The organism is Streptococcus sp. 27098_8_148 (assembly GCF_041432105.1).
In the GTDB taxonomy this organism is placed as follows: Bacteria; Bacillota; Bacilli; order Lactobacillales; family Streptococcaceae; genus Streptococcus; species Streptococcus parasanguinis_AE.
The window spans coordinates 1-22,193 of record NZ_JAPVYY010000006.1 but is presented as its reverse complement, the minus strand read 5'-3'; the positions used below and the strand labels follow the sequence as shown (position 1 = coordinate 22,193).

At 41.7% G+C, this 22,193-nt stretch carries 34 protein-coding genes; 33 read left to right on the top strand and 1 reads right to left on the bottom strand.

The features are described 5' to 3' along the window. Positions 1–234: 234 nt before the first annotated feature. Both polA and O3646_RS06400 read left to right on the top strand, forming a co-directional pair. Positions 235–2,880, top strand: a complete 2,646-nt coding sequence (gene polA, locus O3646_RS06405; protein WP_070594347.1) for a DNA polymerase I — start codon at positions 235–237, stop codon at positions 2,878–2,880. 71 nt (positions 2,881–2,951) lie between these two features. After that, positions 2,952–3,404, top strand: a complete 453-nt coding sequence (locus O3646_RS06400; RefSeq protein ID WP_031576673.1) for a CoA-binding protein — start codon at positions 2,952–2,954, stop codon at positions 3,402–3,404. A 57-nt stretch (positions 3,405–3,461) separates the two neighbouring features. On the opposite strand, the gene O3646_RS06395 is transcribed toward O3646_RS06400, so the two are convergent. After that, complete coding sequence (locus O3646_RS06395; RefSeq protein WP_070449173.1) at positions 3,462–4,331, bottom strand: DUF975 family protein; 870 nt, start codon at positions 4,329–4,331, stop codon at positions 3,462–3,464. 150 nt (positions 4,332–4,481) lie between these two features. Here O3646_RS06395 and tgt point away from each other — a divergent pair, with 150 nt between their 5' ends. The 31 genes from tgt (at position 4,482) to O3646_RS06240 (ending at position 22,102) form a co-directional block, all read left to right on the top strand. Further along, positions 4,482–5,624: a tRNA guanosine(34) transglycosylase Tgt gene (tgt, locus tag O3646_RS06390; protein WP_003010858.1), complete on the top strand. Its 1,143-nt coding sequence runs from the start codon at positions 4,482–4,484 to the stop codon at positions 5,622–5,624. 432 nt (positions 5,625–6,056) lie between these two features. After that, a complete protein-coding gene (gene rpsJ / locus O3646_RS06385; RefSeq protein WP_003009585.1) occupies positions 6,057–6,365 on the top strand; it encodes a 30S ribosomal protein S10 in 309 nt (102 codons plus the stop codon). An 81-nt stretch (positions 6,366–6,446) separates the two neighbouring features. Next, complete coding sequence (gene rplC, locus O3646_RS06380; protein ID WP_003010846.1) at positions 6,447–7,073, top strand: 50S ribosomal protein L3; 627 nt, start codon at positions 6,447–6,449, stop codon at positions 7,071–7,073. Between the two features lie 24 nt (positions 7,074–7,097). Beyond that, a complete protein-coding gene (rplD, locus tag O3646_RS06375) occupies positions 7,098–7,721 on the top strand; it encodes a 50S ribosomal protein L4 (RefSeq protein ID WP_003009591.1) in 624 nt (207 codons plus the stop codon). Then, positions 7,721–8,017, top strand: a complete 297-nt coding sequence (locus O3646_RS06370; protein WP_003009593.1) for a 50S ribosomal protein L23 — start codon at positions 7,721–7,723, stop codon at positions 8,015–8,017. Before rplD ends, O3646_RS06370 begins: the two co-directional genes overlap by 1 nt. A gap of 17 nt (positions 8,018–8,034) precedes the next feature. Continuing rightward, positions 8,035–8,868, top strand: a complete 834-nt coding sequence (rplB, locus tag O3646_RS06365; RefSeq protein ID WP_000512900.1) for a 50S ribosomal protein L2 — start codon at positions 8,035–8,037, stop codon at positions 8,866–8,868. A gap of 96 nt (positions 8,869–8,964) precedes the next feature. After that, a complete protein-coding gene (gene rpsS / locus O3646_RS06360) occupies positions 8,965–9,246 on the top strand; it encodes a 30S ribosomal protein S19 (protein WP_000533766.1) in 282 nt (93 codons plus the stop codon). 11 nt (positions 9,247–9,257) lie between these two features. Then, entirely contained in the window at positions 9,258–9,602 is a 345-nt protein-coding gene (gene rplV / locus O3646_RS06355; RefSeq protein ID WP_000818139.1) for a 50S ribosomal protein L22, read from the top strand. 12 nt (positions 9,603–9,614) lie between these two features. Beyond that, positions 9,615–10,268, top strand: a complete 654-nt coding sequence (gene rpsC / locus O3646_RS06350; protein WP_003002336.1) for a 30S ribosomal protein S3 — start codon at positions 9,615–9,617, stop codon at positions 10,266–10,268. Between the two features lie 3 nt (positions 10,269–10,271). Then, on the top strand, positions 10,272–10,685 hold the full coding sequence (rplP, locus tag O3646_RS06345; RefSeq protein ID WP_000960947.1) for a 50S ribosomal protein L16: 414 nt from the start codon (positions 10,272–10,274) through the stop codon (positions 10,683–10,685). Positions 10,686–10,694: 9 nt separating this feature from the next. Then, positions 10,695–10,901: a 50S ribosomal protein L29 gene (gene rpmC / locus O3646_RS06340; protein ID WP_003002350.1), complete on the top strand. Its 207-nt coding sequence runs from the start codon at positions 10,695–10,697 to the stop codon at positions 10,899–10,901. A 23-nt stretch (positions 10,902–10,924) separates the two neighbouring features. Continuing rightward, positions 10,925–11,185, top strand: a complete 261-nt coding sequence (gene rpsQ / locus O3646_RS06335) for a 30S ribosomal protein S17 (RefSeq protein WP_000440801.1) — start codon at positions 10,925–10,927, stop codon at positions 11,183–11,185. 25 nt (positions 11,186–11,210) lie between these two features. Then, positions 11,211–11,579 (top strand): 50S ribosomal protein L14, encoded by a 369-nt coding sequence (rplN, locus tag O3646_RS06330; protein WP_003002384.1) that lies wholly within the window; start codon positions 11,211–11,213, stop codon positions 11,577–11,579. Between the two features lie 74 nt (positions 11,580–11,653). Next, complete coding sequence (rplX, locus tag O3646_RS06325) at positions 11,654–11,959, top strand: 50S ribosomal protein L24 (protein ID WP_003002315.1); 306 nt, start codon at positions 11,654–11,656, stop codon at positions 11,957–11,959. Between the two features lie 23 nt (positions 11,960–11,982). Then, entirely contained in the window at positions 11,983–12,525 is a 543-nt protein-coding gene (gene rplE, locus O3646_RS06320; RefSeq protein ID WP_003009606.1) for a 50S ribosomal protein L5, read from the top strand. Positions 12,526–12,542: 17 nt separating this feature from the next. Next, on the top strand, positions 12,543–12,728 hold the full coding sequence (locus tag O3646_RS06315; protein WP_001085699.1) for a type Z 30S ribosomal protein S14: 186 nt from the start codon (positions 12,543–12,545) through the stop codon (positions 12,726–12,728). Between the two features lie 283 nt (positions 12,729–13,011). Beyond that, positions 13,012–13,410, top strand: a complete 399-nt coding sequence (gene rpsH / locus O3646_RS06310; RefSeq protein ID WP_003010897.1) for a 30S ribosomal protein S8 — start codon at positions 13,012–13,014, stop codon at positions 13,408–13,410. A gap of 189 nt (positions 13,411–13,599) precedes the next feature. Beyond that, positions 13,600–14,136 carry a 50S ribosomal protein L6 gene (rplF, locus tag O3646_RS06305; RefSeq protein ID WP_003009612.1) on the top strand — a complete coding sequence of 179 codons (537 nt, stop codon included), beginning with the start codon at positions 13,600–13,602 and terminating at the stop codon, positions 14,134–14,136. Positions 14,137–14,219: 83 nt separating this feature from the next. Beyond that, complete coding sequence (gene rplR / locus O3646_RS06300; protein WP_003010871.1) at positions 14,220–14,576, top strand: 50S ribosomal protein L18; 357 nt, start codon at positions 14,220–14,222, stop codon at positions 14,574–14,576. 17 nt (positions 14,577–14,593) lie between these two features. Then, positions 14,594–15,088, top strand: a complete 495-nt coding sequence (rpsE, locus tag O3646_RS06295) for a 30S ribosomal protein S5 (RefSeq protein WP_003009617.1) — start codon at positions 14,594–14,596, stop codon at positions 15,086–15,088. A 14-nt stretch (positions 15,089–15,102) separates the two neighbouring features. Beyond that, the gene (rpmD, locus tag O3646_RS06290) at positions 15,103–15,285 is read left to right on the top strand and encodes a 50S ribosomal protein L30 (RefSeq protein ID WP_002894509.1); all 183 of its coding nucleotides are present in this window, start codon (positions 15,103–15,105) and stop codon (positions 15,283–15,285) included. 145 nt (positions 15,286–15,430) lie between these two features. Continuing rightward, entirely contained in the window at positions 15,431–15,871 is a 441-nt protein-coding gene (gene rplO, locus O3646_RS06285) for a 50S ribosomal protein L15 (RefSeq protein WP_003002405.1), read from the top strand. Positions 15,872–15,883: 12 nt separating this feature from the next. Further along, positions 15,884–17,194, top strand: a complete 1,311-nt coding sequence (secY, locus tag O3646_RS06280; RefSeq protein WP_023920186.1) for a preprotein translocase subunit SecY — start codon at positions 15,884–15,886, stop codon at positions 17,192–17,194. Positions 17,195–17,290: 96 nt separating this feature from the next. Continuing rightward, a complete protein-coding gene (locus O3646_RS06275; RefSeq protein WP_003009627.1) occupies positions 17,291–17,929 on the top strand; it encodes an adenylate kinase in 639 nt (212 codons plus the stop codon). Positions 17,930–18,045: 116 nt separating this feature from the next. Then, positions 18,046–18,264 (top strand): translation initiation factor IF-1, encoded by a 219-nt coding sequence (gene infA, locus O3646_RS06270; protein ID WP_001029883.1) that lies wholly within the window; start codon positions 18,046–18,048, stop codon positions 18,262–18,264. A 23-nt stretch (positions 18,265–18,287) separates the two neighbouring features. After that, complete coding sequence (rpmJ, locus tag O3646_RS06265) at positions 18,288–18,404, top strand: 50S ribosomal protein L36 (protein WP_001808836.1); 117 nt, start codon at positions 18,288–18,290, stop codon at positions 18,402–18,404. Between the two features lie 17 nt (positions 18,405–18,421). Beyond that, positions 18,422–18,787: a 30S ribosomal protein S13 gene (gene rpsM, locus O3646_RS06260; RefSeq protein WP_003009631.1), complete on the top strand. Its 366-nt coding sequence runs from the start codon at positions 18,422–18,424 to the stop codon at positions 18,785–18,787. A 23-nt stretch (positions 18,788–18,810) separates the two neighbouring features. Next, positions 18,811–19,194, top strand: coding sequence for a 30S ribosomal protein S11 (gene rpsK, locus O3646_RS06255; RefSeq protein ID WP_003002390.1), 384 nt, complete (start codon positions 18,811–18,813; stop codon positions 19,192–19,194). Positions 19,195–19,239: 45 nt separating this feature from the next. Continuing rightward, the gene (locus O3646_RS06250; protein ID WP_003009635.1) at positions 19,240–20,178 is read left to right on the top strand and encodes a DNA-directed RNA polymerase subunit alpha; all 939 of its coding nucleotides are present in this window, start codon (positions 19,240–19,242) and stop codon (positions 20,176–20,178) included. A gap of 11 nt (positions 20,179–20,189) precedes the next feature. Next, positions 20,190–20,576: a 50S ribosomal protein L17 gene (gene rplQ / locus O3646_RS06245; RefSeq protein WP_003002399.1), complete on the top strand. Its 387-nt coding sequence runs from the start codon at positions 20,190–20,192 to the stop codon at positions 20,574–20,576. A 254-nt stretch (positions 20,577–20,830) separates the two neighbouring features. Then, the gene (locus O3646_RS06240; protein WP_134974739.1) at positions 20,831–22,102 is read left to right on the top strand and encodes a gamma-glutamylcysteine synthetase; all 1,272 of its coding nucleotides are present in this window, start codon (positions 20,831–20,833) and stop codon (positions 22,100–22,102) included. Positions 22,103–22,193 lie beyond the last annotated feature (91 nt).

Sequence of the window (22,193 nt, the reverse complement as noted above, 5' to 3'; positions counted from 1 at the left end):
AATCGTTTAGGTTTCTCTTGTATACTGTACTCATCCAATAAGAAATGAGGTACAGAAAATGAAAATCTCAGTTAATTATCCAAAACGCTTTAAGAAATTGCCACAACAAGGTTCTTGTTACGGCGAATAAACACTTCTCTTCATTTTTCATAAGAAACTCCTAAAGAAGGCTCTACCCGAAAGGGTAGAGTTTTTATGTACCAGAGACCTTGTGATTCGTGGTATAATAGGCCTATGGAAAAAAAGAACAAATTACTACTCATCGACGGGTCTTCCGTCGCTTTTCGTGCCTTTTTCGCACTCTATAATCAAATTGATCGCTTCAAAAATGCCAATGGTCTGCATACCAATGCGGTCTATGGCTTTAATCTCATGTTGAGCCATCTCTTGGAGCGCATCCAACCAACCCATGTCCTTGTTGCTTTTGATGCAGGAAAGACGACTTTTCGGACGGAGATGTATGCCGACTACAAAGGGGGCCGTGCAAAAACACCAGATGAGTTCCGCGAGCAGTTTCCTTTCATTCGTGAACAACTGGACCATATGGGAATCCGTCACTATGAGCTAGCTCAATATGAAGCAGATGATATTATTGGAACGCTGGACAAGTTGGCAGAATCAACTTCTGTTCCTTTTGATGTGACCATTGTCTCAGGGGACAAGGACTTGATTCAGCTAACGGATGACAATACGGTGGTTGAAATCTCAAAAAAAGGAGTGGCAGAGTTTGAAGAATTCACTCCAGCCTATCTAAAAGAAAAGATGGGACTGACACCAGAGCAATTTATCGACCTCAAGGCCTTGATGGGAGATAAGTCGGATAATATCCCAGGTGTTACTAAGATCGGAGAAAAGACCGGGATCAAACTGCTCCTTGAGTATGGCTCTCTCGATGGCATTTACGAGCATATCGATGAGATGAAGGCTTCTAAGATGAAGGAAAATCTCATCAACGATAAGGAACAGGCCTATCTGTCCAAGACCCTTGCGACCATTGATACCAATGCGCCCATTGAGATCGGGCTGGACGATATCACCTATACGGGACCTCATCTAGAAAATCTCGCCAAGTTTTATGAGGAGATGGGCTTTAAGCAACTCCGTCAGGCCTTGGATTTAAGCGGGGAAGCAGCAACTCCTGTAGCCCTTGACTATACAGAAGTCGAGCAGGTCACTTCAGATATGCTCACAGAAGATAGTTTCTTCCATTTTGAGATGTTTGGGGACAATTACCATACGGAACCCATCATCGGTTTCGCGTGGGGGACCAAAGGTCAGCTCTACGCGAGTACAGATACTGGTCTTTTACAAACACCGATTTTCAAAGAATTTCTCGAAAAAACGCCCCTCAAGGTCTATGACTTCAAACGGGCCAAAGTCTTGCTCAGCCACTTGGGTATTACCCTTCAAAATCCCGCGTTTGACAGTCGATTGGCCAAGTATCTCTTGTCGACCGTAGAGGACAATGAAATTTCCACCATTGCGAGTCTCTATAGCCAGATTGCGCTGCCTCTGGACGAAGTCGTTTATGGCAAGGGAGCCAAAAAAGCCATTCCAGAAAAGGCGGTCCTATTAGAGCATTTGGTAAGAAAAGTCGCTGTTTTACTAGACACTGAAGAGCCTATGACGGAGCAGTTACAAGCTCACGACCAACTAGATTTGCTCTATGATATGGAGCAACCCTTAGCGGCTGTTTTAGCCAAGATGGAAATCGCAGGGATTAAGGTGGAACGCCAGACCCTCCAAGACATGCAGGTGGAAAACGAAGCAGTCTTGGAGCGCTTGACTCAAGAAATCTACGAGTTGGCAGGAGAAGAATTTAACATCAATTCTCCAAAACAATTGGGTGTCATCCTCTTTGAAAAATTGGAACTCCCTCTTGAATATACTAAGAAGACCAAAACCGGCTATTCCACAGCTGTTGATGTCTTGGAACGCCTAGCTCCCATCGCACCGATCGTGTCTAAGATTCTTGAATACCGCCAAATTGCTAAGATTCAGTCGACCTATGTCATCGGTCTTCAAGACTGGATTTTGGAAGACGGGAAGATCCATACTCGCTATGTACAGGATTTGACGCAGACCGGACGCTTGTCTAGTGTGGATCCCAACCTACAAAACATTCCTGTCCGTTTGGAACAAGGCCGTCTCATTCGTAAGGCCTTTGTCCCAGAAGAGGAAAACAGTGTCTTGCTGAGTTCGGACTATTCACAGATCGAATTGCGCGTCTTGGCCCATATTTCAGGAGATGAGCATTTGATCAATGCCTTTCAGCATGGGGCAGATATCCATACATCGACCGCTATGCGGGTCTTCAATATTGAAAAACCTGAAGATGTGACGCCGAACGACCGTCGCAATGCAAAAGCAGTAAACTTCGGTGTGGTTTATGGAATTTCCGACTTTGGACTGTCTAACAACCTAGGGATCAGTCGAAAAGAAGCCAAGGCTTATATTGAGACCTACTTCGAACGCTACCCTGGCATCAAGGACTATATGGAGAGAGTGGTACGGGAAGCGCGTGATAAAGGCTATGTGGAGACCCTCTTCAAGCGTCGTCGGGAGATTCCAGATATCAATTCTCGCAACTTCAATGTTCGAGGCTTTGCGGAGCGGACGGCTATCAACTCACCAATCCAAGGATCTGCAGCAGATATCTTGAAAATTGCCATGATCCACTTGGACCAAGCGCTAGAAGCAGGAGCATACAAGACCAAGATGCTTCTTCAGGTGCACGATGAAATCGTTCTGCAAGTACCAAGTGATGAACTGGCAGCGATCAAAGAACTCGTCAAAGAGACCATGGAATCCGCTATTGAACTTGCAGTACCACTGGAAGCTGATGAGAACGAAGGCAAAACATGGTATGAAGCCAAATAAAATGGAAGTCGTACAAGTACGTCCAGTACCATATAAATTCTTAAGACAAGAAACACAAAAAGGAGATTCTTATGGCTTATTCATTTCGCAATCCTAGTGATGGCATTATCAAACATTACCTAGAAACCAGCAAGATCATCGCTGTGGTTGGATTATCTGACCGTGAAGAGACGACCAGTCATCGTGTTAGCAAGGAGATGCAAGAGCGGGGCTATCGGATTATTCCTGTCAACCCTCGTGCAGCTGGTGGCCAGATTCTTGGAGAAACGGTGTATGCTAGCCTGCAGGAGATTCCTTTCCCAGTAGATATCGTCGATGTATACCGTCGCAGTGAGTTTTTACCAGATGTGGCACGTGATTTTATTGAGACGGATGCGAAAATTTTCTGGGCACAATTGGAACTGGAAAATCAAGAAGCAGAAGAAATCCTTCGTGGAGCTGGACGAGAAGATATCGTCATGAACCGCTGTATCAAACGAGAACACACCCGACTGATCTTAGGAGACTCCCTATACGGTTTATAAATGATAAACAATTGACATAGAAGAAAACCCCAGCTTGCTGGGGTTTTCTTCTTACTCTTATTCAGTCTCATGGCTTGGATGGCCTGTAAAATGGCGCGGCCCTTGTTTGATCTGCTTGATTTGATCATAAAATGCAATTTGGCAGTTAATAAAGTAAGGCATGGTATAAAAGCCGATGACATCGCGCGTGAAGTAATTCAAGAAGTACCAACCAATCAAGGTTAGATCGAGCACCAAGCGATTGCTGCGGAACCCTTTCATAGTTTCACGACTTTGGCGAAGGACTCCAAAGGCTCCCTTGTAGTCGCCGTCTCGTAATTGCTCGTAGAGGATCAATTCGACCAAGCTGAGACTGTAGTATTGTGGCAGGTAAAAGAGGAGGCCAAGTAGGCCCAGCACGACACCAGCAGTCATCAGAGGCATTTGTTGCATGAGAGATTGAAATTCAGGACTGGAAGCACTCAAAGTGCTAGGGTTGCTCACCTTGTCGTAAATCGCTAAAAATCGAATGCTGGCGTAGGTGCTGATGAGACTCCCCACATAGAGGATGAGTCCCCATAAAAAGAGGACGGCTTGCTTCAAAATCAAGGTGGCAAATACAGAGGTAAAGCGATCTTGTTTAAAGATATCTAAGACGCGTGTTCGGTGTTCGATCTTGGGATTAATCGTATCTAAATAGCTAAAAGTCGCACCAACCACTAAAATGGAGATGACAAAGGAGACGACAGAAGGAAAGAGTTGTCGCTGGATCATGTAGATACTTGCTTGCTGCAAGGTCATATCCGGTAGTAGATCGACCAGATCTTGCCCACTTAAGAGAAAGTTAGCAAGAATGGTCAACAGGACCGGAAGAGCAAAAAGGATAGCTAAGCCCGGTTGCTGGACTTGCATGGTACGTGCCCGGAGGCGAATCAGTTTAAGGTTCATAGATGACACTCTCTTCATAGTAGTACTTTTTATTATAACATAAGTCCGTGACAGAGCCGGTAAAATTTGGTACAATCGTACAGGTGCTCACAGGAAAACTGTGACAGGAATAAGAAGGCTGGGACTGTTTTTCCCAGTACGGAGGTAACCATGACAGATTCACCGATTCAATATCGATTAATCAAAAAAGAAAAGCATACAGGTGCTCGTCTGGGAGAAATTATCACCCCTCACGGGACCTTCCCGACCCCAATGTTTATGCCTGTAGGGACTCAGGCAACCGTTAAGACCCAATCGCCAGAAGAACTCAAGGAAATGGGTTCTGGAATTATCTTGGCCAACACCTACCATCTCTGGCTTCGTCCCGGGGACGACTTGGTTGCAAAAGCAGGAGGATTGCACCAGTTCATGAACTGGGACCAGCCGATTTTGACAGATAGTGGAGGCTTCCAGGTCTATTCATTAGCGGATACCCGCAACATCACTGAAGAAGGGGTAACCTTTAAAAACCACCTCAACGGCTCAAAGATGTTCCTCTCTCCGGAAAAGGCCATCTCCATCCAAAACAATCTAGGGAGCGACATCATGATGTCCTTTGATGAATGCCCTCAGTTCTATCAGCCCTATGATTATGTGAAAAAATCGATCGAACGGACCAGTCGTTGGGCAGAACGTGGACTGAAGGCTCACCGTCGCCCTCATGATCAAGGTCTTTTCGGGATTGTCCAAGGGGCTGGATTTGAAGACTTGCGCCGTCAGTCTGCTCAAGATCTGGTCAGTATGGACTTCCCAGGCTATTCCATTGGTGGCTTAGCTGTTGGGGAAAGCCATGAAGAGATGAATGCCGTGTTGGATTTCACAACTCCGCTCTTACCAGAAAACAAGCCACGCTATCTCATGGGAGTAGGAGCTCCAGACAGTCTGATCGATGGCGTTATTCGTGGAGTGGACATGTTTGACTGTGTCTTGCCGACGCGGATTGCGCGAAATGGTACCTGTATGACTAGTCAAGGTCGCCTAGTAGTGAAAAATGCGCAATTTGCAGAAGACTTTACACCGCTGGATCCCGAATGTGATTGCTACACTTGTAAGAATTACACCCGAGCTTATCTTCGCCACCTCCTCAAGGCAGATGAGACCTTCGGCATTCGCTTGACCAGCTACCACAACTTGTATTTCTTGATCAACCTCATGAAGCAGGTCCGTCAAGCCATCATGGATGACAATCTCTTAGAATTCCGTGAGCATTTCGTCGAAAAATATGGCTATAACAAGTCAGGACGGAATTTCTAGAAATAGATAAATAGGAAGAAAAAAGACTACAGCCATCTGAGAATAATAGGAATAACTGCTAGACGCAGTGGTTGATTGGTATCTTTGTTCGCTTGTTAAGCTCCAAAGATAACCTAATCAACTGTGCGGGGGCGAGACGACGAACAAATTGGATATAAATTTGTTCTGTCTCGCTCCCTTTTTCCTATATAATAGCAACTTTTTTAGCACGCTTTTTCTTTCGAAAACACTTTCATCAAAAAAACGAAAAAAATCTTCTCAAATCCCTTGCATTGGGCCTTTGTTTGTGTTAAACTACTATGGTGCTGTGAAAAACAGCTATTAGCTTTGATGCAAGAGGTTGCGACACGCTCGGTTGCATTGCCACGCAACGCGCGTCGGTTTTCTTGTGGAGCTAGCCTATTATCTTAAATAGACGAAAAGGAGAAAAAGATGGCAAACAAAAAAATCCGCATCCGTTTGAAAGCGTACGAACACCGTACACTCGACACAGCGGCTGCAAAAATCGTAGAATCAGCTACTCGTACAGGTGCACAAGTTGCGGGTCCAATCCCACTTCCAACTGAGCGTAGCCTCTACACAATCATTCGTGCGACTCACAAATACAAAGATTCTCGCGAACAATTCGAAATGCGTACACACAAACGTTTGATCGACATCATCAACCCAACTCAAAAAACAGTTGACGCTTTGATGAAATTGGATCTTCCAAGTGGTGTAAACGTAGAAATCAAACTTTAATCTAAAGCTTGATCGAGAGCATAAAAAACGCTCGTTAAAAACTTTTTGAATAAAAAACTATAGAAAAGGAACTATTTTCTCATGACAAAAGGAATCTTAGGGAAAAAAGTGGGAATGACTCAAATCTTCACTGAAGCTGGCGAATTGATCCCTGTAACAGTTATCGAAGCAACTCCAAACGTTGTTCTTCAAGTTAAAACTGTTGAAACAGATGGTTACAACGCTATCCAAGTTGGTTTCGATGACAAACGCGAAGTATTGAGCAACAAACCTGCTAAAGGACATGTAGCAAAAGCTAACACGGCTCCTAAGCGCTTCATTCGTGAATTCAAAAACGTTGAAGGCTTGGAAGTTGGTGCTGAAATCACAGTTGACACTTTCGAAGCTGGAGACATTGTTGATGTAACTGGTACTTCTAAAGGTAAAGGTTTCCAAGGTGTTATCAAACGCCACGGACAATCACGTGGACCAATGGCTCACGGTTCTCGTTACCACCGTCGTCCAGGTTCTATGGGACCTGTTGCACCTAACCGCGTATTCAAAGGTAAAAACCTTGCAGGACGTATGGGTGGCGATCGTGTAACGATTCAAAACCTTGAAGTTGTACAAGTTGTTCCAGAAAAGAACGTTATCCTTATCAAAGGTAACGTACCAGGTGCTAAGAAATCTCTTATCACTATCAAGTCAGCAGTTAAAGCTGGTAAATAATAAGGAAAGGGGAATACAGTCAAAATGGCAAATGTAACATTATTCGACCAAACTGGTAAACAAGCGGGCGAAGTTGTTCTTAACGATGCGATCTTTGGTATCGAACCAAACCAAGCAGTTGTATTTGATGTGATCATCAGCCAACGTGCTAGCCTTCGTCAAGGAACTCACGCTGTTAAAAACCGTTCAGCCGTTTCAGGTGGCGGACGCAAACCATGGCGTCAAAAAGGAACTGGACGTGCTCGTCAAGGTTCTATCCGCTCTCCACAATGGCGTGGTGGTGGAATCGTCTTCGGACCAACTCCACGTAGCTATGCGTACAAACTTCCTCAAAAAGTTCGTCGCCTTGCACTTAAATCTGTTTACTCAGAAAAAGTTGCTGAAAACAAATTTGTAGCCGTTGATTCTCTTGAATTTACAGCTCCAAAAACTGCTGAATTTGCAAAAGTTCTTGCAGCTTTGAGCATCGATTCTAAAGTCCTTGTTATTCTTGAAGAAGGAAACGAATTCGCAGCTCTTTCAGCTCGTAACCTTCCAAACGTGAAAGTTGCGACTGCTACAACTGCAAGTGTTCTTGACATCGCAAATAGTGACAAACTTCTTGTTACTCAAGCAGCTATCTCTAAAATCGAGGAGGTTCTTGCATAATGAATTTGTATGATGTTATCAAAAAACCTGTTATCACTGAAAAGTCAATGGCTCAACTTGAAGCAGGCAAATATGTATTCGAAGTTGACACTCGCGCTCACAAACTTTTGATCAAACAAGCTGTTGAAGCTGCGTTTGAAGGTGTAAAAGTTGCGAATGTGAACACTGTAAACGTAAAACCTAAAGCAAAACGCGTTGGACGTTACACTGGTTTTACATCAAAAACTAAAAAAGCTATCATCACGCTTGCAGCTGATTCTAAAGCAATCGAGTTGTTTGCTACTGAAGCTGAATAATCTAAGGAGGAAATATCGTGGGAATTCGTGTTTATAAACCAACAACAAACGGTCGCCGTAATATGACTTCTTTGGATTTCGCTGAAATCACAACAAACACACCTGAGAAAACTTTGCTTGTTTCTCTTAAAAACAAAGCAGGTCGTAACAATAACGGTCGTATCACTGTTCGTCACCAAGGTGGTGGACACAAACGTCATTACCGTTTGATCGATTTCAAACGTAACAAAGATGGAGTTGAAGCAGTCGTTAAAACGATCGAATACGATCCAAACCGCTCAGCAAACATCGCGCTTGTACACTACACTGACGGTGTGAAAGCTTACATCATCGCCCCTAAAGGTCTTGAAGTAGGTCAACGCATCGTATCAGGACCAGAAGCAGATATCAAAGTCGGAAATGCTCTTCCACTTGCTAACATCCCAGTTGGTACTTTGATCCACAACATTGAATTGAAACCTGGTAAAGGTGGAGAATTGGTACGTGCTGCTGGAGCTTCTGCTCAAGTATTGGGTTCTGAAGGTAAATATGTACTTGTTCGTCTTCAATCAGGCGAAGTTCGTATGATTCTTGGAACTTGCCGTGCTACAGTTGGTGTTGTCGGAAACGAACAACATGGACTTGTAAACCTTGGTAAAGCGGGACGTAACCGCTGGAAAGGTGTTCGCCCTACAGTTCGTGGTTCTGTAATGAACCCGAATGATCACCCACACGGTGGTGGTGAAGGTAAAGCACCAGTTGGACGTAAAGCGCCATCTACTCCTTGGGGTAAACCTGCGCTTGGTCTTAAAACTCGTAACAAGAAAGCGAAATCTGACAAACTTATCGTTCGTCGTCGCAACCAAAAATAATCATAAGCAACTAGCTTACACTTTCCGCCAGCTCGGTAGCGCTGCATAGCAGCGCAAGCCGCTGTGGTACTAAATTTTAAAGGAGAAAATTAAAAAATGGGACGTAGTCTTAAAAAAGGACCTTTCGTCGATGAGCATTTGATGAAAAAAGTTGAAGCTCAAGCAAACGACGAAAAGAAAAAAGTAATTAAAACTTGGTCACGTCGTTCGACGATCTTCCCAAGTTTCATCGGATACACTATCGCAGTTTATGATGGACGTAAACATGTACCTGTTTACATCCAAGAAGACATGGTAGGTCACAAGCTTGGTGAATTTGCACCAACTCGTACTTACAAAGGTCACGCGGCAGACGACAAGAAGACACGTAGAAAATAAGGAGAACATAAATGGCAGAAATTACTTCAGCTAAAGCAATGGCTCGTACAGTGCGTGTTTCACCTCGTAAATCACGTCTTGTTCTTGACAACATCCGTGGTAAAAGCGTAGCCGATGCCATCGCTATTTTGACATTCACACCAAACAAAGCTGCAGGGATCATCCTTAAAGTGTTGAACTCAGCAGTAGCAAACGCTGAAAACAACTTTGGTTTGGAAAAAGCTAACTTGGTAGTATCTGAAGCATTCGCAAACGAAGGACCAACTATGAAACGTTTCCGTCCACGTGCGAAAGGTTCAGCATCACCAATCAACAAACGTACAGCTCACATCACAGTAGCTGTTGCAGAAAAATAAGGAGGTAAACTCGTGGGTCAAAAAGTACATCCAATTGGTATGCGTGTTGGTATCATCCGTGATTGGGATGCCAAATGGTATGCTGAAAAAGAATACGCGGATTACCTTCATGAAGATCTTGCAATCCGTAAATTCATTCAAAAAGAATTGGCTGACGCAGCCGTTTCAACTATTGAAATCGAACGCGCAGTAAACAAAGTTAACGTTTCACTTCACACTGCTAAACCAGGTATGGTTATCGGTAAAGGTGGAGCAAACGTTGATGCACTTCGTGCAGCTCTTAACAAATTGACTGGTAAACAAGTCCACATCAACATCATTGAGATCAAACGTCCTGATTTGGATGCTCACCTTGTTGGTGAAGGAATTGCTCGTCAATTGGAACAACGTGTTGCTTTCCGTCGTGCACAAAAACAAGCGATCCAACGTGCTATGCGTGCTGGAGCTAAAGGAATCAAAACTCAAGTATCAGGTCGTTTGAACGGTGCAGATATTGCCCGTGCAGAAGGATACTCTGAAGGAACTGTTCCACTTCACACACTTCGCGCTGATATTGATTACGCTTGGGAAGAAGCAGACACTACTTACGGTAAACTTGGTGTTAAAGTATGGATCTACCGTGGTGAAGTTCTTCCAGCTCGTAAAGACGCTAAAGGAGGTAAATAACCAATGTTAGTACCTAAACGTGTAAAACACCGTCGCGAATTCCGTGGTAAAATGCGCGGTGAAGCAAAAGGTGGAAAAGAAGTAGCATTCGGTGAATACGGTCTTCAAGCTACAACTAGCCACTGGATCACAAACCGTCAAATCGAAGCTGCTCGTATCGCCATGACTCGTTACATGAAACGTGGTGGTAAAGTTTGGATTAAAATTTTCCCACACAAATCATACACCGCTAAAGCTATCGGGGTACGTATGGGATCTGGTAAAGGGGCTCCTGAAGGTTGGGTAGCACCAGTTAAACGTGGTAAAGTGATGTTCGAAATCGCTGGTGTATCTGAAGAGATCGCACGCGAAGCGCTTCGTCTTGCTAGCCACAAATTGCCAGTTAAAACTAAATTTGTGAAACGTGAAGCAGAATAAGGAGAGGTCATGAAACTTACAGAAGTAAAAGAATTTGTTAAAGAACTTCGTGGTCTTTCTCAAGAAGAACTCGCGAAGCGTGAAAATGAATTGAAGAAAGAATTGTTTGAACTTCGTTTCCAAGCGGCTGCTGGTCAATTGGAACAAACTGGACGTTTGAAAGAAGTGAAAAAACAAATCGCTCGTATCAAAACTGTTCAATCAGAAGCTAAATAATAGACTAGGGAAGGAGAATTTCAATGGAACGCAATAATCGTAAAGTTCTTGTTGGACGCGTTGTGTCTGACAAAATGGACAAAACAATCACAGTTGTAGTTGAAACTAAACGTAACCACCCAGTCTATGGTAAACGTATCAACTATTCTAAAAAATACAAAGCTCATGATGAAAACAATGTTGCTAAAGAAGGCGATATCGTTCGTATCATGGAAACTCGTCCGCTTTCAGCTACAAAACGCTTCCGTCTTGTAGAAGTCGTTGAAGAAGCGGTCATCATCTAATCATACCTGAAAGGAGAAAACGTAAATGATTCAAACAGAAACTCGTTTGAAAGTCGCTGACAACAGTGGCGCACGCGAAATCTTGACAATCAAAGTTCTTGGTGGTTCAAAACGTAAATTCGCGAGCATCGGTGATGTAATCGTTGCATCAGTAAAACAAGCTACTCCTGGTGGTGCGGTTAAGAAAGGTGACGTTGTAAAAGCTGTTATCGTTCGTACTAAATCAGGTGCTCGTCGTAAAGATGGTTCATACATCAAATTCGACGAAAATGCAGCAGTAATCATCCGTGACGACAAAACTCCTCGCGGAACTCGTATCTTTGGCCCAGTTGCACGTGAATTGCGTGACGGTGGTTTCATGAAGATCGTGTCACTTGCTCCAGAAGTACTTTAATCAATAAAAAAACAAACACAGTCCCCTGGCTTAGCCAGGGTGCCCATCGGGCGTAAGAATAAAAGGAGAATAAAATGTTTGTAAAAAAAGGCGACAAAGTTCGCGTTATCGCTGGTAAAGACAAAGGCGTAGAAGCTGTTGTTCTTACTGCTCTTCCAAAAGTAAATAAAGTTGTTGTAGAAGGTGTAAACATCATCAAGAAACACCAACGTCCAAATAACGAAAACCCTCAAGGTGCGATCGTTGAAAAAGAAGCTCCAATCCATGCTTCTAACGTTCAAGTTTTGGACAAAAACGGTGTTGCTGGACGTGTTGGCTACAAATTTGTAGACGGCAAAAAAGTTCGCTACAACAAAAAATCAGGCGAAGTGCTTGACTAATCACGAAGGAAAGGAGAAGTATAATGGCTAATCGTTTAAAAGAAAAATACCTTAATGAAGTAGTACCATCATTGACTGAACAGTTCAACTATTCATCAGTTATGGCTGTGCCAAAAGTTGATAAAATCGTTTTGAACATGGGTGTTGGTGATGCAGTATCAAATGCTAAAAACCTTGAAAAAGCTGCTGAAGAGCTTGCTTTGATCTCAGGTCAAAAACCATTGATCACTAAGGCTAAAAAATCAATCGCCGGCTTCCGTCTTCGTGAAGGTGTTGCGATCGGTGCAAAAGTTACCCTTCGTGGTGAACGTATGTACGAATTCTTGGATAAATTGGTAACAGTTTCACTTCCACGTGTACGTGACTTCCATGGTGTTCCAACTAAATCATTTGATGGACGCGGAAACTACACACTTGGTGTGAAAGAACAATTGATCTTCCCAGAAATCAACTTTGATGATGTTGATAAAACTCGTGGTTTGGATATCGTAATCGTAACTACAGCGAACACAGACGAAGAATCACGTGCATTGCTTACTGGCCTCGGAATGCCGTTTGCAAAATAATATAGGAGGTAAAACTAATGGCTAAAAAATCTATGATTGCTAAGAACAAACGCCCAGCGAAGTTCTCTACTCAAGCATACACTCGCTGTGAACGTTGTGGACGTCCACACTCAGTTTACCGCAAGTTTAAACTTTGCCGTGTTTGCTTCCGTGAATTGGCATACAAAGGTCAAATCCCAGGTGTCACAAAAGCATCTTGGTAATTTAAGATATCAAGGGCGTTAAAACTCCAAGTGAAAATAGGAAACTTGACGAAGAAACTTTAGTTTCTAGGAAAGTTTATCTTTTTCACACAGAGTTTAGCCCGGGTTCAGTTGGGCTTGCCAATTTGAACACGAGCTACAGCTTTGGCAAAAAAGACCAATTTTCTTTGGAGCATCGCTCCTGCATCAAATTGCCTATTTTTGCTCTCGCTGTTACGCTCACTGTATCATGTATTAACTAGCAAGTGCAACTTGCAAACTACTAGTAAGAGGAGAAATTATAATGGTTATGACTGACCCAATCGCAGACTTCCTTACACGTATTCGTAACGCTAACCAAGCAAAACACGAAGTACTTGAAGTACCTGCATCAAACATCAAAAAAGGGATTGCTGAAATCCTTAAACGCGAAGGTTTTGTAAAAAACGTTGAATTCATCGAAGATGACAAACAAGGCATCATCCGTGTATTCTTGAAATACGGACAAAACGGTGAAAAAGTTATCACAAACTTGAAACGTGTATCTAAACCAGGTTTGCGTGTTTACAAAAAACGTGAAGATCTTCCAAAAGTTCTTAACGGACTTGGAATTGCTATCCTTTCAACTTCTGAAGGTTTGCTTACTGATAAAGAAGCACGCCAAAAGAACGTTGGTGGGGAAGTTATCGCTTACGTTTGGTAATATTTAGTTCCCGATTTCGTTGTGACTCTTCGTTATTGTCTCTTGCCTAACCCAAAGTTATGTCTGCGAGACAATGCCTTGATTCACTTAGAAAATGAGACCTAAACATTAACTTTTAAATCAAAAAGATTTAAACCCCGTGAAAACTGGCCCGCAAAGGCCTGACAATTTAACAGGAGAATAAAAAACATGTCACGTATTGGTAATAAAGTTATCGTGTTGCCTGCTGGTGTTGAAATCACTAACAATGACAACGTTGTAACTGTAAAAGGACCTAAAGGAGAACTTACTCGTGAGTTCTCAAAAGATATTGAAATCCGTGTGGAAGGTACTGAAGTAACACTTCACCGTCCAAACGATTCAAAAGAAATGAAAACAATCCACGGAACAACTCGTGCCCTTTTGAACAACATGGTTACTGGTGTATCAGAAGGATTCAAGAAAGAACTTGAAATGCGCGGGGTTGGATACCGTGCACAACTTCAAGGATCAAAACTTGTTTTGGCTGTTGGTAAATCACACCCAGACGAAGTTGAAGCTCCAGAAGGAATTACTTTTGAACTTCCAAACCCAACAACAATCGTTGTTAGCGGAATTTCAAAAGAAGTAGTTGGTCAAACAGCTGCTTATGTACGTAGCCTTCGTTCACCTGAACCATACAAAGGTAAAGGGATCCGTTATGTTGGTGAATACGTTCGCCGCAAAGAAGGTAAAACAGGTAAATAATGTAGTTTGGTTGTTTTTCAACCAACCTTCATCTTACCAACTCAGTGCTTAGCACATGATTTTAAAATTAAGAGGTGAAAATTGTGATTTCGAAACCAGATAAAAACAAAATCCGTCAAAAACGCCACCGTCGCGTTCGCGGAAAACTCTCTGGAACTGCTGATCGCCCACGTTTGAACGTATTCCGTTCTAATACAGGCATCTACGCTCAAGTAATTGATGACGTAGCGGGTGTAACGCTCGCAAGCGCTTCAACTCTTGACAAAGAAGTTTCAAAAGGAACTAAAACTGAACAAGCCGTTGTTGTCGGCAAACTTGTTGCTGAACGTGCAGTTGCTAAAGGTATTTCTGAAGTGGTGTTCGACCGCGGTGGATATCTATATCACGGACGTGTTAAAGCTTTGGCTGATGCAGCTCGTGAAAACGGATTGAAATTCTAATAGGAGGACACTAGAAAATGGCATTTAAAGATAATGCAGTTGAACTTGAAGAACGCGTAGTTGCCATCAACCGTGTAACAAAAGTTGTTAAAGGTGGACGTCGTCTTCGTTTTGCAGCTCTTGTAGTTGTTGGTGACCGTAATGGCCGTGTTGGATTTGGTACTGGTAAAGCTCAAGAAGTTCCAGAAGCAATCCGTAAGGCTGTTGAAGATGCTAAGAAAAACTTGATCGAAGTTCCTATGGTTGGAACAACAATTCCACATGAAGTAACATCAGTATTTGGTGGAGCTCGTGTATTGTTGAAACCAGCTATCGAAGGGGCTGGGGTTGCTGCAGGTGGAGCAGTTCGTGCCGTTGTCGAATTGGCAGGTATTGCAGATGTTACATCTAAATCACTTGGATCAAACACTCCAATCAACATCGTTCGTGCAACTGTTAACGGTTTGGCACAATTGAAACGCGCTGATGAAGTTGCTGCCCTTCGTGGTATTTCAGTTTCTGACTTGGCTTAAGAAAGGAGATTCAAATGGCTCAAATTAAAATTACTTTGACTAAGTCTCCAATCGGACGCATCCCGTCACAACGTAAAACTGTTGTAGCACTTGGACTTGGCAAATTGAACAGCTCTGTTATTAAAGAAGATAACCCAGCAGTACGTGGTATGATCACTGCTGTATCTCACTTAGTAACAGTTGAAGAAGTAAAATAATCTATTTGAAATAGAAACAAAGTTTTCAGGGGTATGAGAGGTTCTCATCCCCTAAAACTAAATATAAGTATAGGCGAGTTTGTAGTTAGGACACCTTTTCCTGATTACATGCGTTAGCAATTTACAAAAGAGGAGAAAATTAATAATGAAACTTCATGAATTACAACCTGCTACAGGTTCACGTAAAGTCCGCAACCGTGTTGGTCGTGGTACTTCATCTGGTAATGGTAAAACTTCTGGCCGTGGTCAAAAAGGTCAAAAAGCTCGTAGCGGTGGCGGTGTACGTCTTGGTTTTGAAGGTGGACAAACTCCATTGTTCCGTCGTCTTCCAAAACGTGGATTTACAAACATCAACGCTAAAGAATATGCTATTGTGAACCTTGATCAATTGAACGCCTTTGAAGATGGTGCTGAAGTAACTCCAGTAGTACTTGTAGAATCAGGAATTGTAAAAGCTGAAAAATCAGGTATCAAAATTCTTGGTAACGGAGAATTGACTAAGAAGTTGACTGTTAAAGCAGCTAAATTCTCTAAATCAGCTGAAGAAGCTATCACTGCTAAAGGTGGTTCAGTTGAAGTCATCTAAGTGAGGTGACCTATGTTTTTTAAATTATTAAAAGATGCATTTAAGGTGAAACAAGTACGGTCGAAGATTTTATTTACGATCTTCATCATTCTTGTTTTCCGCATTGGGACCACGATTACAGTGCCTGGTGTAAATGCGAAAATTCTGAACAACCTTCAAGATGTGTCCTTCTTGAACATGCTCAGTTTGGTTTCTGGGAATGCCATGAGGAACTTCTCAGTTTTCGCATTAGGGGTTAGCCCATACATCACAGCTTCGATCGTCGTGCAACTTTTGCAAATGGATCTGTTACCTAAGTTTGTTGAATGGGGCAAACAAGGGGAAGTTGGTCGAAGAAAGCTCAACCAAGCAACACGCTATATTTCTTTGGTTCTAGCCTTTGTTCAATCCATCGGGATTACAGCTACCTTCCACACCTTGTCTCAGGCGAAATTAGTCGCAACTCCAAATACCAAGACCTATCTGTTAATCGGTGCGATTCTGACGACCGGTTCCATGATTGTGACTTGGCTTGGAGAACAAATCACAGATAAAGGGTACGGTAATGGTGTTTCAATGATTATCTTTGCAGGGATTGTGTCATCAATTCCTGAGATGATTAAAGAAATCTATGAAAATGCATTTGTGAACGTTCGTTCTGGTCAAATGACCAATTCCCTCATTTTTGTTGGGGTATTAATCCTTGCCGTCTTGGTTATTGTTTACTTTACAACCTTTGTAGAGCAAGCACAATACAAGATTCCAATCCAATATACAAAGATTGCACAAGGAGCTCCATCAAGTTCTTACCTTCCTTTGAAAGTAAACCCAGCAGGAGTTATTCCCGTCATCTTCGCTAGTTCGATTACAGCAGCGCCTGCTGCAATTTTCCAAGTGATTAGCGCTATGGGTTACAATGCAGGATGGGTGAAAACAGCTCAGGCCATGTTGGCTACAAATACACCAACTGGTGTGGCAATGTATGCCTTATTGATCATTCTCTTCACCTTCTTCTACACGTTTGTTCAGATCAATCCTGAAAAAACGGCAGAAAACCTTCAAAAGAGTGGTGCCTATATCCCAGGCGTTCGCCCTGGTAAAGGAACAGAAGAGTTTATGTCTCGTTTGCTACGTCGTTTAGCAAGCGTCGGATCAGTATTCCTTGGCTTTATTACCATCATTCCAATCCTGGCTCGAGATTTATTTGGTTTGACAGATGCAGTTGCTCTTGGAGGAACTAGTTTGTTAATCATTATTTCAACAGGTATTGAGGGAATGAAACAATTAGAAGGCTACTTATTAAAACGTAAGTATGTCGGATTTATGGACACAACAACAGAATAGAATAAGGTTGACTTTGTCAGCCTTCTATTTTGTTTTTAAATGGAAATAGGAATTCGCTCCTGCTTCCATTTAAAAACAAAATAAGGAGAATTCATCATGAATCTTTTAATTATGGGGTTGCCTGGAGCAGGTAAGGGGACCCAAGCAGCGAAAATCGTGGAAGAGTTTCACGTAGCGCATATCTCTACCGGCGATATGTTCCGCGCAGCGATGGCTAACCAAACTGAAATGGGTGTATTGGCAAAATCATTCATTGACAAAGGTGAATTGGTGCCCGATGATGTGACAAACGGAATTGTAAAAGAACGTTTGGCTCAAGACGACATTAAGGAAAAAGGATTCCTTTTGGACGGTTTTCCTCGCACGATTGAACAAGCTCATGCCTTGGATCAAATCTTGGTAGACCTTGGTTTGGAGCTTGAAGGAGTGATCAATATTGAAGTGGATCCATCCTGCCTCCTCGAGCGCTTAAGTGGTCGTATCATCCATCGTGAAACAGGTGAAACCTTCCATAAAGTATTTAACCCACCAGCTGACTACAAGGAAGAAGACTATTACCAACGTGAAGATGACAAACCAGAAACAGTGAAACGCCGTTTGGATGTAAATATTGCTCAAGGTGAGCCAATTCTTGCTCATTACCGTGCAAAAGGATTGGTCCATGATATTGAAGGAAATCAAGACATCAACGACGTCTTCAAAGATATCCAAAAAGTCTTGGAGAATTTGAAATAAAAACGTTTTAGTCACTTGCAATATTTGACAACAAGTGATACAATTAGTTAGTCTGACTTATAATTGTTACCTCTGTGCTCAGAGGAATGAATCGAAATTTATGGAGGTACTTTTGCGTGGCAAAAGACGATGTGATTGAAGTAGAAGGCAAAGTAGTTGATACTATGCCGAATGCTATGTTTACGGTTGAACTTGAAAATGGACATCAGATTTTAGCAACAGTTTCTGGTAAAATTCGTAAAAACTATATTCGTATTTTAGCGGGAGATCGTGTTACAGTGGAGATGAGTCCGTACGATTTGACACGTGGACGTATCACATACCGCTTTAAATAATCGAAAAACTTGGAGGGATAAAAATGAAAGTAAGACCATCGGTCAAACCAATTTGCGAATACTGTAAAGTAATTCGTCGTAATGGTCGTGTTATGGTAATTTGCCCAGCAAATCCAAAACACAAACAACGTCAAGGATAAGATAGAAAGGAGAAAACATGGCTCGTATTGCTGGAGTTGACATTCCAAATGACAAACGTGTAGTAATTTCATTGACTTATGTGTACGGTATCGGACTTCCAACATCTAAGAAAATCCTTGCTGCTGCAGGCGTTTCTGAAGATATTCGTGTTCGCGATCTTACACCAGATCAAGAAGATGCTATCCGTCGTGAAGTTGACGCAATCAAAGTTGAAGGTGACCTTCGTCGTGAAGTAAACTTGAACATCAAACGCTTGATGGAAATCGGTTCATACCGTGGTATCCGTCACCGTCGTGGACTTCCAGTTCGTGGACAAAACACTAAAAACAATGCTCGCACTCGTAAAGGTAAAGCTGTTGCGATTGCAGGTAAGAAAAAATAAAATAAAATAAGGAGGTAAAAATCTTGGCTAAACCAACACGTAAACGTCGTGTGAAAAAGAATATCGAATCTGGTATTGCTCATATTCACGCTACATTTAACAACACAATTGTTATGATTACTGATGTGCATGGTAACGCAATCGCTTGGTCATCTGCAGGTGCACTTGGATTTAAAGGTTCTCGTAAATCTACACCATTTGCTGCTCAAATGGCATCAGAAGCTGCTGCAAAAGCTGCTCAAGAACACGGACTTAAATCTGTTGAAGTAACTGTTAAAGGTCCTGGTTCAGGTCGTGAGTCTGCTATTCGTGCACTTGCTGCTGCTGGTCTTGAAGTAACTGCAATCCGCGATGTAACTCCTGTACCACACAATGGTGCTCGTCCTCCAAAACGTCGCCGTGTATAATCATCAACAATTACACAGCTTTTCGTTTAAGAGGGAGTATAGCAAATGATTGAGTTTGAAAAACCAAATATAACAAAAATTGATGAAAATAAAGATTATGGCGTGTTTGTCGTAGAACCACTTGAACGTGGCTATGGTACAACACTTGGAAACTCACTTCGTCGTGTACTTCTAGCTTCACTTCCAGGTGCGGCTGTTACTTCAATCAACATTGAAGGTGTACTCCACGAATTTGATACGGTTCCAGGAGTCCGTGAAGACGTTATGCAAATTATTCTTAACGTTAAAGGAATCGCCGTTAAATCTTACGTCCAAGACGAAAAGATTATTGAACTTGATGTAGAAGGACCAGCAGAAGTTACTGCCGGTGACATTCTTACGGATAGTGACATCGAAATTGTAAACCCTGATCATTATCTATTTACGATCGGAGAAGGAGCGTCTTTGAAAGCAACGCTTACTGTAAACAGTGGACGTGGCTATGTTCCAGCTGATCAAAACAAAAAAGATGATGCACCAGTGGGAACACTTGCTGTAGATTCAATCTATACGCCAGTGACAAAAGTCAATTACCAAGTTGAACCAGCTCGCGTTGGTAGCAATGACGGTTTTGACAAGCTAACCCTTGAAATTTTGACAAATGGGACAATCATTCCAGAAGATGCCTTAGGTTTGTCTGCCCGTATTTTGACAGAACACCTAAATCTATTTACAAACTTAACTGAAATTGCTATTGCAACAGATGTTATGAAAGAAGTAGATACAACTTCTGATGATCGTATTTTAGAACGTACGATCGAAGAATTAGATCTTTCAGTTCGTTCATATAACTGTTTGAAACGTGCTGGCATCAATACTGTTTACGATTTGACTGAAAAATCAGAAGCAGAAATGATGAAAGTTCGTAACTTAGGACGTAAGAGTCTTGAAGAAGTTAAAATCAAACTTGCCGACTTAGGCCTTGGGTTAAAAAACGATAAATAGAGGAGGAATACATGGCTTACCGTAAACTAGGACGCACTAGCTCACAACGTAAAGCAATGCTTCGCGATTTGACTACAGATCTTATCATCAATGAAGCAATTGTAACAACTGAAGCACGTGCGAAAGAAATCCGTAAATCAGTTGAAAAAATGATTACTTTGGGTAAACGTGGTGATTTGCATGCACGTCGTCAAGCTGCTGCATTCGTACGTAACGAAGTTGCATCACAAAACTTTGATGAAGAAACAGGTAAATACTCAGAAACAACTGCACTTCAAAAATTGTTCTCTGAATTAGCACCTCGTTATGCTGAGCGCAATGGTGGATATACTCGTATCCTTAAAACTGAACCACGTCGTGGTGATGCTGCGCCAATGGCTATCATCGAATTGGTATAATATCATCAATTTTGTTGAGTGTTATGATGATGGAATACACTGTTATTCTTAGTCTAGCTCTGGTCTACCGCTGGGGATTTTCCCCAGCGGGAACACTCATCATATTGAATGAATGGTAGACGCTTGTTTACGAAATTGCTTTAATTTAAAACAATTTCGTAAGCAGGCGTTTTGTCTTGCTTTTCATGAGTAGTCGAGAATAGCAAAAAATGATATAATGGAACCCATATCTCCAATAGAAGAAAAAGGATTCAATGACAAAACAACAAGCAATTAAATTACTAAAAGAGAAGTACCTTAGTAATATGAAAGAGGATTCGGAACTCTTTGTCGGAGTTGAATTAGAGTTTCCGATTGTAGAAACAAATGGAAACAAAACAAATATAGAGGTGACGAAAAATCTTTTTCGAACCTTAGCCAACTTATCAGATTTTGAAGTTGAAAAAATAGATGACAATCAAAATCCCATTCAATTGATTCACTGTTCTTCTAAAGATCGTATTCTATTCGAGTTGAGTTACAATACAATTGAATTTGCATTTGAGAGAGCTCATTCTATAAATGAGGTAGCCAAACGTTTTGAGGCTTATTTGAAGATCATTCAACCGATTTTACAAGAAAATAATCACGAAATTCAAGGGCACGGAATCCATCCTTTGTGGAAAGAAAATGATAATAGCCCAGTGAAAATCGAACGATACAAGATGTTAATGGCTTTCCTTGCAATGAATGGTACAGGGATGAAGACACACTCCTATCCTTCGTACGGAGCATTTATATGCGGAAACCAGGTTCAATTGGATGTAAGGTGCGATAATTATATTCGCATCATTAATGCATTTAATAAAATTGAAGCAGCAAAAGCATATTTGTTTTCTAACTCAGAATTTTCAGCAGAGGCTTGGAATACAAAAATTGCTAGAGATATTTTCTGGGAAGAATCCTTACATGGTTATTATAAGGAAAATGTAGGGATTTATCCTAAGGACTACCAAAGCGAAGAAGAGTTTTTTAATAATCTCGCTAGAACGGCTATTTTTACAGCAACTAGAGAGGGGAAATCATATTATTTTAAACCAATTCGAGTGGAGGACTATCTAGATCAAAAAGAAATTACAGCCTATACGGCTGATGGAAATGAGAAGATCATTAACCCTGTAAAAGAAGATCTAAAACAACATCGAAGTTACCAATTTCAAGATTTAACTGCTCGTGGGACTGTGGAATTTAGAAGTGTTTGTACACAACCATTAGAAACCACCTTTGCCCCGATAGCCTTTGAGTTGGGCTTATTTGTACAGTTAGAAAAACTAGAAGACTATTTAGAAGATTCTTCATTCATTTACAATGAAGAACAGGATTATCGAAAACTTAGAAAGAAATATTCAAAGAAAATTCTAAGTACAGAAGAAAAAGAAGCGATACAATCCTTTTCAAAAGATCTAATAGGCATAGCTAAAGCAGGATTAATTAAAAGAGGTTACAGGGAAGAAAAATTTCTCATCATTAACAAAGAACTAGACTAATAGAAAAGTCTTATTGCAGGCTTTTCTTTATTACTTTAAAAAAACTTTCAAAAAAATAAAATTTTTTGGAAAAAAGTGTTGACAGTAAGAG

Coding starts and splice junctions, on each gene's coding strand:
- polA (WP_070594347.1), top strand. CDS start 235: ATGGAAAAAAAGAACAAATTACTACTCATCGACGGGTCTTCCGTCGCT.
- O3646_RS06400 (WP_031576673.1), top strand. CDS start 2,952: ATGGCTTATTCATTTCGCAATCCTAGTGATGGCATTATCAAACATTAC.
- O3646_RS06395 (WP_070449173.1), bottom strand. CDS start 4,331: ATGAACCTTAAACTGATTCGCCTCCGGGCACGTACCATGCAAGTCCAG.
- tgt (WP_003010858.1), top strand. CDS start 4,482: ATGACAGATTCACCGATTCAATATCGATTAATCAAAAAAGAAAAGCAT.
- rpsJ (WP_003009585.1), top strand. CDS start 6,057: ATGGCAAACAAAAAAATCCGCATCCGTTTGAAAGCGTACGAACACCGT.
- rplC (WP_003010846.1), top strand. CDS start 6,447: ATGACAAAAGGAATCTTAGGGAAAAAAGTGGGAATGACTCAAATCTTC.
- rplD (WP_003009591.1), top strand. CDS start 7,098: ATGGCAAATGTAACATTATTCGACCAAACTGGTAAACAAGCGGGCGAA.
- O3646_RS06370 (WP_003009593.1), top strand. CDS start 7,721: ATGAATTTGTATGATGTTATCAAAAAACCTGTTATCACTGAAAAGTCA.
- rpsS (WP_000533766.1), top strand. CDS start 8,965: ATGGGACGTAGTCTTAAAAAAGGACCTTTCGTCGATGAGCATTTGATG.
- rplV (WP_000818139.1), top strand. CDS start 9,258: ATGGCAGAAATTACTTCAGCTAAAGCAATGGCTCGTACAGTGCGTGTT.
- rplP (WP_000960947.1), top strand. CDS start 10,272: ATGTTAGTACCTAAACGTGTAAAACACCGTCGCGAATTCCGTGGTAAA.
- rpmC (WP_003002350.1), top strand. CDS start 10,695: ATGAAACTTACAGAAGTAAAAGAATTTGTTAAAGAACTTCGTGGTCTT.
- rpsQ (WP_000440801.1), top strand. CDS start 10,925: ATGGAACGCAATAATCGTAAAGTTCTTGTTGGACGCGTTGTGTCTGAC.
- rplN (WP_003002384.1), top strand. CDS start 11,211: ATGATTCAAACAGAAACTCGTTTGAAAGTCGCTGACAACAGTGGCGCA.
- rplX (WP_003002315.1), top strand. CDS start 11,654: ATGTTTGTAAAAAAAGGCGACAAAGTTCGCGTTATCGCTGGTAAAGAC.
- rplE (WP_003009606.1), top strand. CDS start 11,983: ATGGCTAATCGTTTAAAAGAAAAATACCTTAATGAAGTAGTACCATCA.
- O3646_RS06315 (WP_001085699.1), top strand. CDS start 12,543: ATGGCTAAAAAATCTATGATTGCTAAGAACAAACGCCCAGCGAAGTTC.
- rpsH (WP_003010897.1), top strand. CDS start 13,012: ATGGTTATGACTGACCCAATCGCAGACTTCCTTACACGTATTCGTAAC.
- rplF (WP_003009612.1), top strand. CDS start 13,600: ATGTCACGTATTGGTAATAAAGTTATCGTGTTGCCTGCTGGTGTTGAA.
- rpsE (WP_003009617.1), top strand. CDS start 14,594: ATGGCATTTAAAGATAATGCAGTTGAACTTGAAGAACGCGTAGTTGCC.
- rpmD (WP_002894509.1), top strand. CDS start 15,103: ATGGCTCAAATTAAAATTACTTTGACTAAGTCTCCAATCGGACGCATC.
- rplO (WP_003002405.1), top strand. CDS start 15,431: ATGAAACTTCATGAATTACAACCTGCTACAGGTTCACGTAAAGTCCGC.
- secY (WP_023920186.1), top strand. CDS start 15,884: ATGTTTTTTAAATTATTAAAAGATGCATTTAAGGTGAAACAAGTACGG.
- O3646_RS06275 (WP_003009627.1), top strand. CDS start 17,291: ATGAATCTTTTAATTATGGGGTTGCCTGGAGCAGGTAAGGGGACCCAA.
- rpmJ (WP_001808836.1), top strand. CDS start 18,288: ATGAAAGTAAGACCATCGGTCAAACCAATTTGCGAATACTGTAAAGTA.
- rpsM (WP_003009631.1), top strand. CDS start 18,422: ATGGCTCGTATTGCTGGAGTTGACATTCCAAATGACAAACGTGTAGTA.
- O3646_RS06250 (WP_003009635.1), top strand. CDS start 19,240: ATGATTGAGTTTGAAAAACCAAATATAACAAAAATTGATGAAAATAAA.
- rplQ (WP_003002399.1), top strand. CDS start 20,190: ATGGCTTACCGTAAACTAGGACGCACTAGCTCACAACGTAAAGCAATG.
- O3646_RS06240 (WP_134974739.1), top strand. CDS start 20,831: ATGACAAAACAACAAGCAATTAAATTACTAAAAGAGAAGTACCTTAGT.